Origin of the sequence: Streptococcus sp. 596553 (assembly GCF_900411395.1) — a bacterium.
GTDB classification, from domain to species: Bacteria; Bacillota; Bacilli; order Lactobacillales; family Streptococcaceae; genus Streptococcus; species Streptococcus mitis_BA.
Map to the genome: position 1 here is coordinate 19,381 of NZ_OXCQ01000005.1, position 15,544 is coordinate 34,924.

General features: G+C 39.7%; 18 protein-coding genes. 14 read left to right on the plus strand and 4 right to left on the minus strand.

The window, feature by feature from the left end:
- Positions 1–142: 142 nt before the first annotated feature.
- Both rnjA and DSY56_RS06145 read right to left on the minus strand, forming a co-directional pair.
- Positions 143–1,822 (minus strand): ribonuclease J1, encoded by a 1,680-nt coding sequence (gene rnjA, locus DSY56_RS06140; protein WP_088777926.1) that lies wholly within the window; start codon positions 1,820–1,822, stop codon positions 143–145.
- A gap of 1 nt (position 1,823) precedes the next feature.
- On the minus strand, positions 1,824–2,057 hold the full coding sequence (locus DSY56_RS06145) for a DNA-dependent RNA polymerase subunit epsilon (protein WP_000639571.1): 234 nt from the start codon (positions 2,055–2,057) through the stop codon (positions 1,824–1,826).
- A 280-nt stretch (positions 2,058–2,337) separates the two neighbouring features.
- Here DSY56_RS06145 and DSY56_RS06150 point away from each other — a divergent pair, with 280 nt between their 5' ends.
- On the plus strand, positions 2,338–2,553 hold the full coding sequence (locus DSY56_RS06150; RefSeq protein ID WP_050973707.1) for a hypothetical protein: 216 nt from the start codon (positions 2,338–2,340) through the stop codon (positions 2,551–2,553).
- Positions 2,554–2,855: 302 nt separating this feature from the next.
- On the opposite strand, the gene cibB is transcribed toward DSY56_RS06150, so the two are convergent.
- Positions 2,856–3,008, minus strand: coding sequence for a fratricide two-peptide bacteriocin subunit CibB (gene cibB / locus DSY56_RS06160; protein WP_000974044.1), 153 nt, complete (start codon positions 3,006–3,008; stop codon positions 2,856–2,858).
- A gap of 1 nt (position 3,009) precedes the next feature.
- Positions 3,010–3,195 carry a fratricide two-peptide bacteriocin subunit CibA gene (gene cibA, locus DSY56_RS06165; RefSeq protein ID WP_000180841.1) on the minus strand — a complete coding sequence of 62 codons (186 nt, stop codon included), beginning with the start codon at positions 3,193–3,195 and terminating at the stop codon, positions 3,010–3,012.
- 177 nt (positions 3,196–3,372) lie between these two features.
- On the opposite strand from cibA, the gene tsaB reads away from it, so the two are divergent.
- From tsaB to DSY56_RS06230, 13 genes are all read left to right on the plus strand, one after another.
- On the plus strand, positions 3,373–4,056 hold the full coding sequence (gene tsaB, locus DSY56_RS06170) for a tRNA (adenosine(37)-N6)-threonylcarbamoyltransferase complex dimerization subunit type 1 TsaB (protein WP_112444510.1): 684 nt from the start codon (positions 3,373–3,375) through the stop codon (positions 4,054–4,056).
- Positions 4,053–4,490 (plus strand): ribosomal protein S18-alanine N-acetyltransferase, encoded by a 438-nt coding sequence (gene rimI, locus DSY56_RS06175; protein WP_112444512.1) that lies wholly within the window; start codon positions 4,053–4,055, stop codon positions 4,488–4,490. The genes tsaB and rimI overlap by 4 nt, the downstream gene beginning before the upstream one ends.
- Positions 4,480–5,490: a tRNA (adenosine(37)-N6)-threonylcarbamoyltransferase complex transferase subunit TsaD gene (gene tsaD / locus DSY56_RS06180; RefSeq protein WP_112444514.1), complete on the plus strand. Its 1,011-nt coding sequence runs from the start codon at positions 4,480–4,482 to the stop codon at positions 5,488–5,490. Before rimI ends, tsaD begins: the two co-directional genes overlap by 11 nt.
- 106 nt (positions 5,491–5,596) lie before the next feature.
- Positions 5,597–6,460, plus strand: a complete 864-nt coding sequence (locus DSY56_RS06185; RefSeq protein ID WP_050271615.1) for an XRE/MutR family transcriptional regulator — start codon at positions 5,597–5,599, stop codon at positions 6,458–6,460.
- A 719-nt stretch (positions 6,461–7,179) separates the two neighbouring features.
- Positions 7,180–8,142, plus strand: coding sequence for a HesA/MoeB/ThiF family protein (locus DSY56_RS06190; protein ID WP_050271616.1), 963 nt, complete (start codon positions 7,180–7,182; stop codon positions 8,140–8,142).
- The gene (locus tag DSY56_RS06195) at positions 8,123–9,346 is read left to right on the plus strand and encodes a hypothetical protein (RefSeq protein WP_000603362.1); all 1,224 of its coding nucleotides are present in this window, start codon (positions 8,123–8,125) and stop codon (positions 9,344–9,346) included. Before DSY56_RS06190 ends, DSY56_RS06195 begins: the two co-directional genes overlap by 20 nt.
- A gap of 201 nt (positions 9,347–9,547) precedes the next feature.
- Positions 9,548–9,832, plus strand: a complete 285-nt coding sequence (locus DSY56_RS06200; RefSeq protein WP_112444515.1) for a hypothetical protein — start codon at positions 9,548–9,550, stop codon at positions 9,830–9,832.
- A gap of 237 nt (positions 9,833–10,069) precedes the next feature.
- Positions 10,070–10,765, plus strand: a complete 696-nt coding sequence (locus DSY56_RS06205; protein WP_000659736.1) for an AzlC family ABC transporter permease — start codon at positions 10,070–10,072, stop codon at positions 10,763–10,765.
- Entirely contained in the window at positions 10,755–11,078 is a 324-nt protein-coding gene (locus DSY56_RS06210; RefSeq protein ID WP_000253948.1) for an AzlD domain-containing protein, read from the plus strand. Before DSY56_RS06205 ends, DSY56_RS06210 begins: the two co-directional genes overlap by 11 nt.
- 103 nt (positions 11,079–11,181) lie before the next feature.
- Positions 11,182–12,012 (plus strand): amino acid ABC transporter substrate-binding protein, encoded by an 831-nt coding sequence (locus DSY56_RS06215; protein WP_112444517.1) that lies wholly within the window; start codon positions 11,182–11,184, stop codon positions 12,010–12,012.
- 153 nt (positions 12,013–12,165) lie between these two features.
- Positions 12,166–13,020: a MetQ/NlpA family ABC transporter substrate-binding protein gene (locus tag DSY56_RS06220; RefSeq protein WP_000694523.1), complete on the plus strand. Its 855-nt coding sequence runs from the start codon at positions 12,166–12,168 to the stop codon at positions 13,018–13,020.
- Positions 13,021–13,116: 96 nt separating this feature from the next.
- Complete coding sequence (locus DSY56_RS06225) at positions 13,117–14,490, plus strand: M20 family metallopeptidase (protein ID WP_112444519.1); 1,374 nt, start codon at positions 13,117–13,119, stop codon at positions 14,488–14,490.
- Positions 14,483–15,544 (plus strand): methionine ABC transporter ATP-binding protein, encoded by a 1,062-nt coding sequence (locus DSY56_RS06230; protein ID WP_049539629.1) that lies wholly within the window; start codon positions 14,483–14,485, stop codon positions 15,542–15,544. Before DSY56_RS06225 ends, DSY56_RS06230 begins: the two co-directional genes overlap by 8 nt.

Sequence of the window (15,544 nt, forward strand, 5' to 3'; positions counted from 1 at the left end):
CCATAGTTCCCCGAACTATGGGAGCTAACTCAAGTTATGCTTTCGCCTAGCCTTCTAGTCTGATTTCGATTTTTATTGAGTTTTAATCTCAAAAGAAAGCATAGAGAAAAACAGCTCCGAAAATCGGGGCTGTTTTCTTGCTTTATTCTTCATCTGGTGTGAGAATCATCGGGATGATAATCGGTTCACGTTCGGTATTTTCATAGAGGAAGGGGCGAATAGCGTTGACAATGGCACCATTGACAGATTGAACGCTAGCGTCCTTGTTTTTCAGTGCGATACGAATGGCATTGAAGAGGATTCGCTGGCTTTGGCGAATCAAGTCGCCAGATTCTCTCATGTAGACAAAGCCTCGGCTGAGGATGTCTGGACCAGATAGAATCATCTGTGATTTGAAGTCAACAGTTGCGACTGCCAGAACGACACCGTCTTCAGATAGATCACGACGATCTTTGAGGACAGCAGCACCGATTTCACCGATACGATTTCCATCGACATAGATATCTTGGGCGTTGAAATGACCTGCAATACGAGCTGAGTCAGCAGTAAGGGCAAGCACATCACCATTGCTCATGATAAAGATATTGTCCTTCTCAACACCAGTATCTACCGCTAGTCCAGCGTGGACTTTTTGCATGCGGTATTCACCGTGGACAGGCATGAAGTATTTTGGCTTAATCAAGCGGAGCATGAGTTTTTGCTCTTGCTGACCACCGTGTCCAGATGTATGGATATTATTCACTTTACCGTGGATAACTTCGACACCAGCTTCAGAAATGATGTTGATCAGCTTGTTGACGCTAGTCGTATTTCCAGGGATTGGACTTGAAGAGAAGATAACTGTATCACCTGGTTGGAGTTGTACCTGACGGTGGGTTCCGTTGGCGATACGAGAGAGGGCTGCCATCGGCTCACCCTGGCTACCTGTACAGAGGATCAGAATTTCTCCTGCAGGGTAGTCTTTGATTTCATTTGGCTCGATAAAGGTTCCCTTAGGAGCTTTGATGTAGCCAAGATCGATTCCGTTGACAATGGCCTTTTCCATAGAACGACCAAAGACAGCGATCTTGCGCCCAGTCTTAACAGCAGCTTCTGTTGCTTGCTGGAGACGGAAGATATTTGAGGCAAAGGATGCAAAGATGATACGTCCCTCTATGCCTTGGATAATCTTCATGATGGACTGGCCAACGACTTTTTCAGAGTTGGTAAAGGTTGGAATTTCTGCATTTGTCGAGTCAGACAGGAGACAGAGTACACCGTCTTCACCAAGAGCTGCCATACGGTGCAAATCTGCTGGTTCACCAACTGGTGTTAAGTCAAACTTGAAGTCACCCGTACAGACAATTTTCCCTTGAGGAGTATGAATGACAATCCCCAAAGGTTCTGGAATAGAGTGAGTCGTTCTAAAGAAAGTTGCCTTGAGATTTTTAAAGGTCAACTCAGTATTGTGGTTGATTTCGTAAAGTTTGGCGTTGCGCAAGAGGCCGTGTTCTTCGAGTTTCCCACGGATCAAAGCCAAGGCAAGCGGCCCAGCGTAGATAGGGACATTTGCTTGCTTGAGTAGGAATGGAATCCCACCGATGTGGTCCTCGTGTCCGTGTGTGATTAAGACAGCCTTGACGCGGTCGATATTGTCTACGATGTAAGAGTAGTCAGGAATGACATAGTCGATACCCAGCAAGTCATCTTCTGGGAATTTAATCCCAGCATCGACGATGACAATCTCGTCTTGGTATTCAATTCCGTAAGTGTTTTTCCCGATTTCTCCCAGACCACCGATGGCAAAAACGCCAACTTCTTCAGGTTTAAGAGTATAGGCCATATTAGAACTCCGTAATTTCGAAGGCGCCAGTTTCTTTTTCGTAATCTAGCAATTTGTCAGACAAGAGTTCGATATACTCGATATTGTACTCTGGGCGATTTTCTTCGACAAGTTGGCGAGCAGCGATACGGCCCTCAAGTTCTGAGTTGGCATCGATGTCTAGGTAAAGTGCGCGTGTAGTTTCACGACGTGGGCTACGTTCTTTTGTTTCTTGATAAAAAACTTTGTAAATCATATAGTTCCTTTCTATTTTACAGGTCAGCTTATTCCAAACTTTTAGCATAGATTTGCTTGATTTCATTCCATTTTGTGTCTAGATTGACCTTGATTCGTTACAATTATTTCAATTATACCACAAAATGAAAAATTAGTAAAAGACGGAAACGAGAAAGTCACAGGCCGGCTTCTTTAGTAAACGTTTGCAAAAATAAAGAAAATATGTTATTTTGATAATGGAAATGAGTTTTATTGTTTGTCATAATTCCATATAGTTTTTAAGTCAAGGAGGTTGCCCTATGTATAACTTATTTGCTTTTGCTATCGGAGCTCGCTTGGTAGCTTTTATTGTTTTTGTTGCTTGCGTTTATGCGGGGAATCTTCTATTTGCCAAACTGGAACAACGACAAAGCAAGTTCTTGTGGAAAATTACCTTTGTGACTCTCTACTCGATTTTTCTCCTCCTCGTAACCTATGTCGTTTGGTTTGTATTTTACTTTGGATTAAATGCTTAGATGCCCTGCTCATGCTGGGGCATTTTTGTTTGGGAATAAAGAAAATTCCACCCCATCTATCAAGATGAGGCAGTTTTTGCATTTTTCTAAAATGACATGACAATGGAATTTTCAGAGCTTATTATTTTTATGGGAGTCATTGTTCTGTTCAAAAATAGAGTTGAAGCATACAAATAAAACAATACAAACAGATAAATCGATTGGTAAAGGGATAGTAGTAATGTTTAAATCATTGAGAATGCTGAGCAAACTATAAGAGATAAAGATAATAAAATTTATCCTTCTAAAAATGTGTTTCTTATCTAGCATGATTTACCAAACTTTTTACGAAGGTCTTTTCCAATGGTATAACCTGCCATAAATAAAGCGATACCAACACCTACACCAAAGCCACCCTTTATTTCTTGCAATTCCTTATTAGAAATTTCACAATAGTTGTTCAAATCTTTCATCATATTAATCTCCTCCTAAAAAATAACCAGCTGCCAAACCAGAACCTATAAGTGCTGTTCCACCTGCAATAGCTTTCCAAGATACTGCTACTCCAAAGATAACCAAGGGAGCGAGACCGCCATCAATATCTGATAATTCATTTTCAGATAAGGATAAAAATTGATTGTCAAGAACGTCAAAATTTGTCATTGAACTTTCCTCCTTTTTTCTTGTTCACTTTTATATTCGTAAAAGAAAAGGAAAAGTGAACATTTTTTTAAATTATTTTTAGTTAAGTGAGGGCACTCTTGTTTAGGGATAAAGAAAATTCCCATGTGCCAGCTTTTGTAGTATAATAGTAAGCAGACAAAAAGATAGGAATGTGTTATGAAAGTATTAGCTTTTGATACGTCTAGCAAGGCTCTTTCTCTCGCTATTTTAGAGGACAAGCAGGTTCTTGCTGAGACGACGATTAATATTAAGAAAAATCATAGTATTACCCTTATGCCTACCATCGATTTTTTGATGGCAAGTTTGGATTGGACGCCCAAGGATTTGGACCGAATCGTGGTGGCGGAAGGGCCAGGTAGCTACACAGGCTTGCGAATTGCGGTAGCCACTGCTAAGACGCTGGCTCATACTCTGAACATTGAGTTGGTTGGTATGTCTAGCCTCTTGGCTTTGGTGCCATATCAACAAGAAGGCTTGTTCGTCCCTTTGATGGATGCGCGTCGCAACAATGTTTATGCAGGATTTTATGAAAATGCTAAACCTGTCATGCCAGAAGCGCACCTGCCCTTTGAGCGAGTGATTGAGCTAATCAAGGGTGCTAGTCAGGTAACCTTTGTCGGAGAAGTTGTCCCCTTTGTGGAGCAGATTCAAGAACACTTGCCAAGGACTAATTATAAAGAAACATTGCCTAATGCAGCTAATCTAGCTCTCTGGGCCTGGGACAAGGAAGCAGACTCCTTGCATGATTTTGTGCCGAATTACCTCAAACGAGTCGAGGCTGAGGAAAACTGGCTCAAGAACCACACCGAGTCTGGCGAGTCTTACATTAAACGCCTATGATTGAAATCAGACGAATCCAACAGCAACCTGATCTGGCTCAAGCTATCTACGCTGTCATGGCAGTTGTTTACCCAGTCAGTCCTTGGACTCTGGAACAAATCCAAGCAGACCTGTCCCAAGATCAGACTTGGTATGCTCTGGCTTATGATGGGGCAGAAGTGATTGGCTTTCTAGCTGTTCAGGAAAATATCTTTGAGGCAGAAGTCTTGCAAATCGCTGTTAAAGGAGCCTATCAGGGTCAGGGAATTGCGTCAGCCTTGTTTGCTCAATTGCCGACAGACAAAGAGATTTTCCTCGAAGTCAGAAAGTCAAACCAACGAGCGCAAGCATTTTACAAGAAAGAAAAGATGGCGGTCATCGCTGAGAGAAAGGCCTACTACCATGATCCAGTCGAGGACGCCATCATCATGAAGAGAGAAATAGATGAAGGATAGATATATTTTAGCATTTGAGACATCCTGTGATGAGACCAGTGTCGCCGTCTTGAAAAACGACGATGAGCTCTTGTCCAATGTCATTGCTAGTCAAATTGAGAGTCACAAACGTTTCGGGGGCGTAGTGCCTGAAGTAGCCAGTCGTCACCATGTCGAGGTCATTACAGCCTGTATCGAGGAGGCTCTGGCAGAAGCAGGGATTACCGAAGAGGATGTGACAGCTGTTGCGGTTACCTACGGACCAGGCTTGGTCGGAGCCTTGCTAGTTGGTTTGTCAGCTGCTAAGGCCTTTGCTTGGGCACATGGACTTCCACTTATCCCTGTTAACCACATGGCTGGTCACCTCATGGCAGCTCAAAATGTAGAGCCTTTGGAGTTTCCCTTGCTAGCCCTCTTGGTTAGCGGTGGACACACAGAGTTGGTTTATGTTTCGGAGGCTGGTGACTACAAGATTGTTGGGGAAACGCGAGATGACGCGGTTGGCGAGGCCTATGATAAGGTCGGCCGTGTCATGGGCTTGACCTATCCTGCTGGTCGTGAGATTGACGAGCTAGCTCATCAGGGACAGGATATTTATGATTTCCCTCGTGCCATGATCAAGGAAGATAATCTGGAGTTTTCATTCTCTGGTTTGAAGTCTGCCTTTATCAATCTTCACCACAATGCCGAGCAAAAGGGAGCGAGCTTGTCCACAGAGGATTTGTGTGCTTCCTTCCAAGCAGCTGTCTTGGATATTCTTATGGCAAAAACTAAGAAGGCTTTGGAGAAATACCCTGTTAAAACCCTTGTCGTGGCAGGTGGTGTGGCAGCCAATAAAGGTCTCAGAGAACGCCTGGCGGCTGAAATCACAGATGTCAATGTCATCATCCCACCTCTGCGCCTCTGCGGAGACAATGCAGGAATGATTGCCTATGCCAGCGTCAGTGAGTGGAACAAAGAAAACTTCTCAGGCTTGGACCTCAATGCCAAACCAAGTCTCGCTTTTGATACCATGGAATAAAATGGAGTCAGCTTAAGGCTGGCTTTTTCAATCACCAAAGTGTCAGAATATTTTGACAAAACTATAAAAATAATGATATAATATGCAAAAGCTAGGAGGTGGTAAGATGATCGAGAGAATGGAATTGGGAGAATTTTACAAGGAGTTGCGCTTGGCTAGAAAGCTCAAGCAGTCAGATGTGGCTTGTGCTGGACTAACAGCTTCTCAGCTGTCCAAGTTTGAACTAGGGCAGTCTATGCTATCTGCGGATAAGTTGATTCTAGCCATCCAAGGGATCAATATGAATTTTGATGAGTTTGGGCACAAACTCAACAACTATCAAGAATCTCCACATATGCAGATTGGTAGGAGGGTTGTGGATCGCTTTGCCCACCAAGATATAGCTGGCTTAGAGCAACTGTTGGAGGAAGTCGAGCAAGGACAGATGGCAGAGACCTATCGTTGTTTGAATGCCATTGTGATTAAAAATGCTATTCATTCCTTAAATAAGAGCTATCTGCTAACAGAGGAGGATAGGGAGTTTTTGACTACTTATCTCTATGCTATTGAGTCTTGGACCTGGTTTGAACTCTATCTTTTTTGCAATACCATGCCCTTCCTAAGCAATCAAGATCTGATTTTTTTATCAACCTCTTTGCTTGAAAAATCCAAAGAATTTAAAGAGTTAGTACACAATCGATTGTATATGAAGCAAGGACTATTAAATATCTTATCAGAGCTCATGGAGCGCAAGCTTTTCTCCTATATCCCAATCTTTGAAGCAGAGCTGGAGAGTATGCTCCGTCCATACGATGTTTTTGAGAAATTATCGTGGCAATTTTTAAAGAAAATGAGTATATTTCTTCAAACCAAAGGAAGTAATCAAAAAGAGATTGAACACTTTATCCAATCTCTGCAAGTATTAGAAAATTCACAATTAACAGCCCTCTTCGAATTGCGTTTTCAGCAATACAAAGAACTTATCGATTGATTAGAAACGGGAAGACGATAACCCACTCCGAAATAAGCAGGAGTATCAGTTGGATTTTTCTTTTCTTCATCATTATATCCCTCCTTGTTAGTAATAACTTTATTATACCAGTGAAATAATCAAATCCACTAAAATCGCAAATCAGAAATTTCTATAAGAAAAAATATCAAATATGCGATTTTCTCAAATACGCCAATTTTCGTGTTATAGTGTTCTTGTAAAGTACTTGAAGCAAATCCTAGGTCGCATAAGTGGTTTACAAATGAAAATAATTGAAGGAGAAACAATGTCTGCTGTACCATATTCATTTCAAGGGCATCGTTTAGGTGGCCGTTAGTTAAATAATAGCAATCTATAGGATAGAAAAGATAAACTTTGGATTAGATATAGTGGATTGAAATCAAGATAAACATATACGACAAAAATTCTAATTAATATATATTTTGCTGCAAATGCAACGGATATTATACAAAAAATCTTAAATCTTAATAATTGTGAAGAATGATGATATTCATAATGTTTAAAAGTTAATATCTGCATGCTATTAAGATTTTAACTGAATTTTAGAAGTCGATAAGTTTTTTGTATTTTAATTTATTATATGGATAGAAATTATAAATGAGTTGTATTCGTATTTATAATTTTGGAGTTTAGGAAAATATTTTCCAAACTCCTATTTGTTGTTTATCTTTTAATAGTTTTTGATTAGGAGGATCTAAATGAGAATAAAGAGAACTCTTCAACCGTATATATTTAAAGATAAAATAAAATTTGGTTTTGGTAATGCTTCTCTTGTAAGGGAGATTGATTTTAATGAAGAGAACATCAATTTAATAAAAAAATTAGATAATGACATTGATATAAAATTGTTGTCTAATGGAGAAAAACAAGTTGTTGAGTCGATGATATCTATGGGATTAGTGACTAGTAATCAATATGATAATTCCAAATATTCCCGAAATATTAATTTCTTTGAGTGGGTTGATTTGTCAGAAAATTTAGACCCTAGTAAGTATCAGGATAGATTATTAAATTCAACAGTTTTAATTGTTGGTGTAGGGGGTATTGGATCAACAACAGTCGAAATTTTAGCTCGTCTAGGTATAGGTAATTTCATATTAGTAGATTTTGACATTGTGGAAGAGTCAAATCTTACTAGACAAACATCCTTTAAGAAATCTGATATTGGTAAGCTAAAAATAGACATAATAAAACAGCATATTCAAGAGATTTCTGATTCAAATGTGACAACTATTTATAGGAAGTTAGAGTGTCAGAATGACTTAGAAACTATTTTTAAAGATTATAATTTTGACATTGCTTTATGCTGTGCAGATACTCCTAGAATAGAGATAGACTACTGGTTTGATGATTTAGCTCATAAATATACGAGACCTATTATTGTTGGCTCATATGCATCTACGGTAATAAACTACCTACATATTATTCCGGGCAAAACTATTTCATTGAGGGAGTTTTATAGGGACTTTATGATAACAGATGATCATGTTTTGGATAGTAGAATACCGTATAGTGTTATTTCTCCAATATCATATATGGCTGCATCAATCATATCTTATAAAGTATTAGATACTTTAACAGGATTATTGAATTTAACGGATTATATTCAAATCGATTGCATGAATTTTGAGGTTTATAAGCATGATATTAAGAAAATTTAGCCAAAATTTTATAAATTTAATATTAGGTAGATCGTCTAGGAATATTGCAGATAGTTTTTACTTTATTGCTTTATCGATAGGGTTAGTAAGTGTATATCATATTGAGGCAGGACAGTTATCTCTATTTACTCTAATTGGTTTTATCCCAAATTTGCTTGCTGTTTTTTATGGAAGTTTTATAAATAAAATTCAGAGAGATAAAATTTGGCTAGTGATTTTCCAGATTCTCCAGTTTATTATAATTGTGATTACAATTCTGTGTTTAAGGTATCATTTTCGTGTTGTGTATATCTATGTATTGAATTTTTTGTTCGCATTATCAACTAATTTATTAAATACACTGCAGATGAAAATTGTTCCAGAAACTTTAAATAATGATGACATGCTAATAAAGAAATCGATAGATGTTCAATACTTGGCATCAAATGTGTTAGATATTATTAGTAATTTAACTGCATCTCTACTATTAGGGCTTCTATCTTATTTTGTTGTTTTTAATTTAAGTATTCCGTTTTTTGTGGCTGCTATTTATTTTATGATTAAAATCAGATTGCCCGGTTCCAAAAACAATACTAAAAGTGTTCGACCTGAAAAGGTAGATTTGGAAAGTAATTCTTCTTTCCAATTTTTGGAAACTGTTTCTGCTTTTCGAGAATCAAAATTTGCCTCTTTTATAGTAGTTACAGAGTCAATTTTAAGTGGGGGTACAGATCTACTTTTAACTTTAATGCCACTGTATCTTTTATCAGAAGGCATACCTATTCAATATTTGGGATTGGTACTAGGAGCTCAAAGATTTGCCGATTTGATAGGAGCAATTTTGGCTCCTAGAGTGGGAATTCCGTATAAAATGTTTTTCTTTATTGATTATACTGTATCTGGATTAGCACTCATGCTAGTATTTATTACTCCATTTCCGTTAATAAAGTTGTTGTTATTTTTTTTAGCATTTATTTTAATAGGTATATCAGGAAATATGTTTGAAAAAATGATTTACTCAGAGTATAGATACGACACTATGGGATTGATATATTCGACTAATTCAAGTTTATATGCTTTATTTGCCATTCTATTTTTGATTATTCCTCAATTTTATACAGATATAAAAATTTTGGGTATTTTAATAAATGGATTTACACTATCTATAGGAATTTATTTATTAGTTATTTGTAATTTTTTCAAAAAGAATGATACTAATTGTTAAAATTTATTTTATATGAATGTTGCATGATTATTTGAAAAGAACTTCTAAAAATTTTTAGAGGTGTCCATGAAAGAAACGAAATTTCACCTAGCAACTGGAAGTCTGTACAATATATTTCTAATTTGGAACACACTGTAAATGTTATGGTGGATGGTTGGGCTAAATATGGTCCTTGGCGTCCTAGATAAAATGAGGTAAACGATGGAAAAGCAGAGTCAGTTACAAATTTTAGTTCATTCCCTGTACAATAATAAAGAAATCAGCTTGACAGAAGACTTTAGGAAGCAATTGCTGGAAACAGCAAAACAGTTTTCTAGTACTAGCGAAGATTTGCTAGCTGCACGTCTTTCTTTTGCCGTCTCTAAAGAATTGTTGGGCTTTAAAGGTGAACCACCGACAGAGTTATTGGATTTAGCAAAATTTGTCCAAAAGAAAGAAGCTAAATATAAGCAGGGAATAGTGTGGTCTGGTATTTTTAAAATATGATTTATTATAAAATACGGTATTAACATCGCATAATGGATGAATCTAAAATGAAAAAGAATATAAGCAAGGCTTAGACCTCAATACCAAACCAAGTCTCGCTTTTGATACTATGGAATAAAATGGAGTCTGTCTGATTACAATCAGCAGACTTTTTTCTCTTTCCTGAATGTGTTATAATAGTCCATGCTGTGGCTGGAACTGATTCAGCCCATTTATTAAGACAATAAGAGGAGAAAGATGAAAGAAAAAGGATTTTGGGAGGGGGCGCAGGCAGCTATGCCAACGGCCCTTGGATATGTTAGTATCGGACTGGCCTGTGGGATTATCGGTGCGCCCTATGTGACACCTGTAGAGATGGGCTTGATGAGCCTCTTTGTTTATGCTGGGAGCGCCCAGTTTGCCATGTTGGCTCTGATTGCGGTTCAGGCTCCTGTGGCAGCTATTGCTATGACGGTCTTTTTGATTAATTTGCGTCTCTTTTTGTTGAGTTTGCATGCGTCAACCTATTTCCGTCATACCAGTCTTTGGCACAATATCGGTATGTCTAGTATCTTGACGGATGAGACTTATGGCGTTTTGATGGGCGAATTGGCCCATACAGACAAGGTCAATCCTATGTGGATGCACGGGAACAATCTCAACAGCTATGTGGCTTGGTTTGTGGGAACAGTTGTCGGAACGGCTCTGGGTGGTCTGCTACCAAATCCAGAAATCTTTGGCTTGGATTTTGCCCTGGTTGGGATGTTCATTGGGATTTTTGCTTCGCAATTCCAGATTATGCAAAGACGGATTCCTGTCCGCAATCTGCTCATTATCCTAGCAGTTGTTGCGGTGTCCTTCTTTTTGCTCTTGATAGTGGTGTCTCAGTCACTAGCTGTTCTGTTTGCGACGCTACTTGGTTGTACAATGGGGGTGGTTTTAGATGGTCAGTAAGTATCTTTTATTAGCAGTTCTTTTCTCTGGCTTGGTGACCTGGATTCCCCGTATGATTCCCTTCATCTTGGTCAAGTATAAGGGTTTGCCTGCAATCGTTGAGCGTTTTTTGAAGTTCTTGCCCGTTTCTATTATCTTTGCCTTGATTCTTTCAAGCGTAGTGACAGGCAAGGTTGGTAGCCTTCCTCAAATCAAATGGCTGGACTTCTTAGCAGTCTTTCCAACGGCTTGGGTAGCCTTTCGCTACCGTAATCTAGTCGGAACGGTTCTCTTCGGAGTAGTCTTGATTGCCGTCTTGCGCTTGGTCTTTTAAATTAGCCATAAAAAAAATTTATCACAGAGATAGATATCATATAATGGCGTAAATGCTCTTTTTCTGTTAGAATTATAAGGTATTTTATTTTGGAGGAAATGACATGAAAAAAATCGTTAAATACTCATCTCTTGCTGCCCTTGCTCTTGTTGCTGCAGGTGTGTTAGCAGCTTGCTCAGGTGGTGCTAAGAAAGAGGGAGAAGCAGCTGCCAAGAAAGAAATTATCGTTGTAACCAATGCTACACCAAAACCATTCAACTATGAAGAAAATGGCGAATTGACTGGTTACGAGATTGAAGTGGTTCGCGCTATCTTTAAGGACTCTGACAAGTATGATGTCAAGTTTGAGAAGACAGAGTGGTCAGGTGTCTTTGCAGGACTTGATGCTGATCGTTACCAAATGGCTGTTAGCAACATCAGCTACACTAAAGAACGTGCTGAAAAATACCTTTATGCAGCTCCAACTGCTAAAAACCCTAACGTTCTTGTAGTGAAAAAAGATGACTCTAGCATCAAATCGTTTGATGATATCGGTGGAAAATCAACAGAAGTTGTTCAAGGGACAACATCTGCTAAACAGCTAGAAGACTACAACAAACAACACTCAGATAACCCAACTGTCCTTAACTACGTTAAAGGGGACTTCCAACAAATCATGGTACGTTTGAGTGATGGTCGATTTGACTACAAGATTTTTGATAAGATCGGTGTTGAAACAGTCATCAAGGATCAAGGTTTGGACAACTTGAAAGTTATCGAACTTCCAAGCGACCAGCAACCTTACGTTTACCCACTTCTTGCTAAAGGTCAAGATGAGTTGAAAACGTTTGTGGACAAACGCATCCAAGAACTCTACAAAGATGGAACTCTTGAAAAATTGTCTAAACAATTCTTCGGAGGCACTTATCTACCAGCAGAAGCTGATATTAAATAATTTCTTGAAATCATCCATTCTGAGTAGATGGGTGATTTCTCAGTTTTTAGGGATATAGTTTTAAACTATATATCTGACTATCTAATAACAATTTGTGAAATCAAACAAATTGTGAGATACTAGTACGGTATTATTTTTAAAGGAGATAGAATCATGAAAATCAAAAAATGGCTTGGTGTAGCAGCCCTTGCTACAGTCGCAGGTTTGGCTCTTGCAGCTTGCGGAAACTCAGAAAAGAAAGCAGACAATGCAACAACTATCAAAATCGCAACTGTTAACCGTAGCGGTTCTGAAGAAAAACGTTGGGACAAAATCCAAGAATTGGTTAAAAAAGACGGTATCACTTTGGAATTTACAGAGTTCACAGACTACTCACAACCAAACAAGGCAACTGCCGATGGTGAAGTAGACTTGAACGCTTTCCAACACTATAACTTCTTGAACAACTGGAACAAAGAAAACGGAAAAGACCTTGTAGCGATTGCAGATACTTACATCTCTCCAATCCGCCTTTACTCAGGTTTGAATGGAAGTGACAACAAGTACACTAAAGTAGAAGACATCCCAGCAAACGGAGAAATCGCTGTACCGAACGATGCTACAAACGAAAGCCGTGCGCTTTACTTGCTTCAATCAGCTGGCTTGATTAAATTGGACGTTTCAGGAACTGCTCTTGCAACAGTTGCTAACATCAAAGAAAATCCAAAGAACTTGAAAATCACTGAATTGGACGCTAGCCAAACAGCTCGTTCATTGTCATCAGTTGACGCTGCCGTTGTAAACAATACCTTCGTTACAGAAGCAAAATTGGACTACAAGAAAGCACTTTTCAAAGAACAAGCTGATGAAAACTCAAAACAATGGTACAACATCATCGTTGCGAAAAAAGATTGGGAAACATCACCAAAAGCTGATGCTATCAAGAAAGTGATCGCAGCTTACCACACAGATGACGTAAAAAAAGTTATCGAAGAAACATCAGACGGTTTGGATCAACCAGTTTGGTAATAAGAAACAGGGAGGTGGGAGAGAGAATTCCACCTCTTGCTTTTGTATAGAGCATGGATTGTCAGGAAGAGTAGTTCATAGAAAGGTAGAGAGAATATGGTTTTTCCTAGCGAACAAGAACAGATTGAAAAATTTGAAAAGGATCATGTAGCCCAGCATTATTTTGAGGTTTTGCGTACCTTGATTTCTAAGAAATCGGTCTTTGCCCAGCAGGTTGGACTTAAGGAAGTCGCAAACTATCTGGGTGAGATTTTTAAGCGTGTTGGGGCTGAAGTGGAGATTGATGAGACTTATACAGCGCCCTTTGTCATGGCGCATTTCAAAAGTTCGCGTCCAGATGCTAAGACCTTGATTTTCTATAACCACTATGACACTGTGCCAGCGGATGGGGATCAGGTCTGGACAGAGGATCCCTTTACGCTTTCGGTGCGCAATGGCTTCATGTATGGGCGTGGGGTTGACGATGACAAGGGTCATATCACGGCTCGTTTGAGTGCTTTGAGAAAATATATGCAATACCATGATGACCTGCCTGTCAATATCAGTTTTATCATGGAGGGAGCGGAGGAATCGGCTTCAACAGACCTAGATAAGTATCTAGAAAAGCATGCGGATAAACTCCGTGGTGCAGATTTGTTGGTCTGGGAACAAGGGACCAAAAATGCCTTGGAACAGCTAGAAATTTCTGGTGGAAATAAAGGGATTGTGACCTTTGATGCCAAGGTAAAAAGCGCTGATGTCGATATCCATTCTAGTTATGGTGGGGTTGTGGAATCAGCTCCCTGGTATCTCCTTCAAGCCTTACAGTCTCTTCGTGCCGCAGATGGCCGTATCTTGGTTGAAGGTTTGTACGAAGAAGTTCAAGAACCAAATGAACGAGAATTGGCCTTGGTGGACACTTACGCCCAACGCAATCCAGGGGAAATCAGCCAGATTTATGGTTTGGAATTGCCCCTTTTACAAGAGGACCGCGCAGCCTTTCTGAAACGTTTCTTTTTCGAGCCAGCCCTTAATATCGAAGGGATTCAGTCAGGCTACCAAGGACAAGGGGTTAAAACGATTTTGCCAGCAGAAGCCAGTGCCAAGCTAGAAGTTCGTTTGGTTCCTGGTCTAGAACCGCATGATGTTCTGGAAAAAATTCGGAAACAGCTAGACAAAAATGGCTTTGATAAGGTAGAATTATACTATACCTTGGGAGAGATGAGCTATCGAAGCGATATGAGCGCACCAGCCATTCTCAATGTGATCGAGTTGGCCAAGAAATTCTATCCACAGGGCGTTTCAGTCTTGCCGACAACAGCGGGGACAGGGCCTATGCATACGGTCTTTGATGCCCTAGAGGTGCCAATGGTGGCTTTCGGTCTAGGAAATGCCAATAGCCGAGACCACGGTGGGGATGAAAATGTGCGAATCGCCGATTACTACACCCATATTGAATTAGTAGAGGAGCTGATTAGAAGCTATGAGTAGAGATATTATCAAGTTAGATCAGATCGATGTGACTTTTCACCAAAAGAAGAGAACCATCACAGCGGTCAAGGATGTGACCATTCACATCCAAGAAGGGGATATCTACGGAATCGTTGGATATTCTGGAGCAGGGAAATCAACCCTTGTACGGGTGATTAATCTCTTGCAAAAACCATCTGCAGGGAAAATTACCATTGACGATGATGTGATTTTTGATGGCAAGGTGACCTTGACAGCAGAGCAGTTGCGTCGTAAACGTCAAGATATTGGAATGATTTTCCAGCATTTCAACCTCATGAGTCAAAAGACGGCAGAGGAGAATGTAGCCTTTGCCCTTAAACACTCTGGACTCAGCAAGGAAGAAAAGAAGGCTAAAGTAGCCAAGTTGTTGAACTTGGTTGGCTTGGCGGACCGTGCTGAAAACTACCCTTCACAACTATCTGGAGGGCAAAAGCAGCGTGTGGCCATTGCGCGTGCCTTGGCAAATGATCCAAAAATCTTGATTTCAGATGAGTCAACTTCTGCCCTTGACCCTAAGACAACCAAGCAGATTTTGGCCTTGTTGCAAGATTTGAACCAAAAATTAGGCTTGACGGTTGTCTTGATTACGCATGAAATGCAGATTGTCAAAGATATTGCCAATCGTGTGGCAGTTATGCAGGACGGACATTTGATTGAAGAGGGTAGTGTCCTTGAAATCTTCTCAGACCCTAAACAACCCTTGACCCAAGACTTTATCTCAACAGCTACAGGTATTGACGAAGCCATGGTCAAGATTGAGAAACAAGAAATCGTGGAACATCTGTCTGAAAACAGTCTCTTGGTTCAACTCAAGTATGCAGGTGCTTCAACAGACGAGCCACTTTTGAATGAACTGTACAAGCATTATCAAGTTACGGCTAATATCCTCTATGGGAACATCGAAATCCTCGATGGAACTCCTGTTGGAGAATTGGTGGTGGTCTTGTCAGGTGAAAAAGCAGCGTTGGCCGGTGCCCAAGAAGCCATTCGTCAAGCGGGCGTACAGCTAAAAGTATTGAAGGGAGGACAGTAA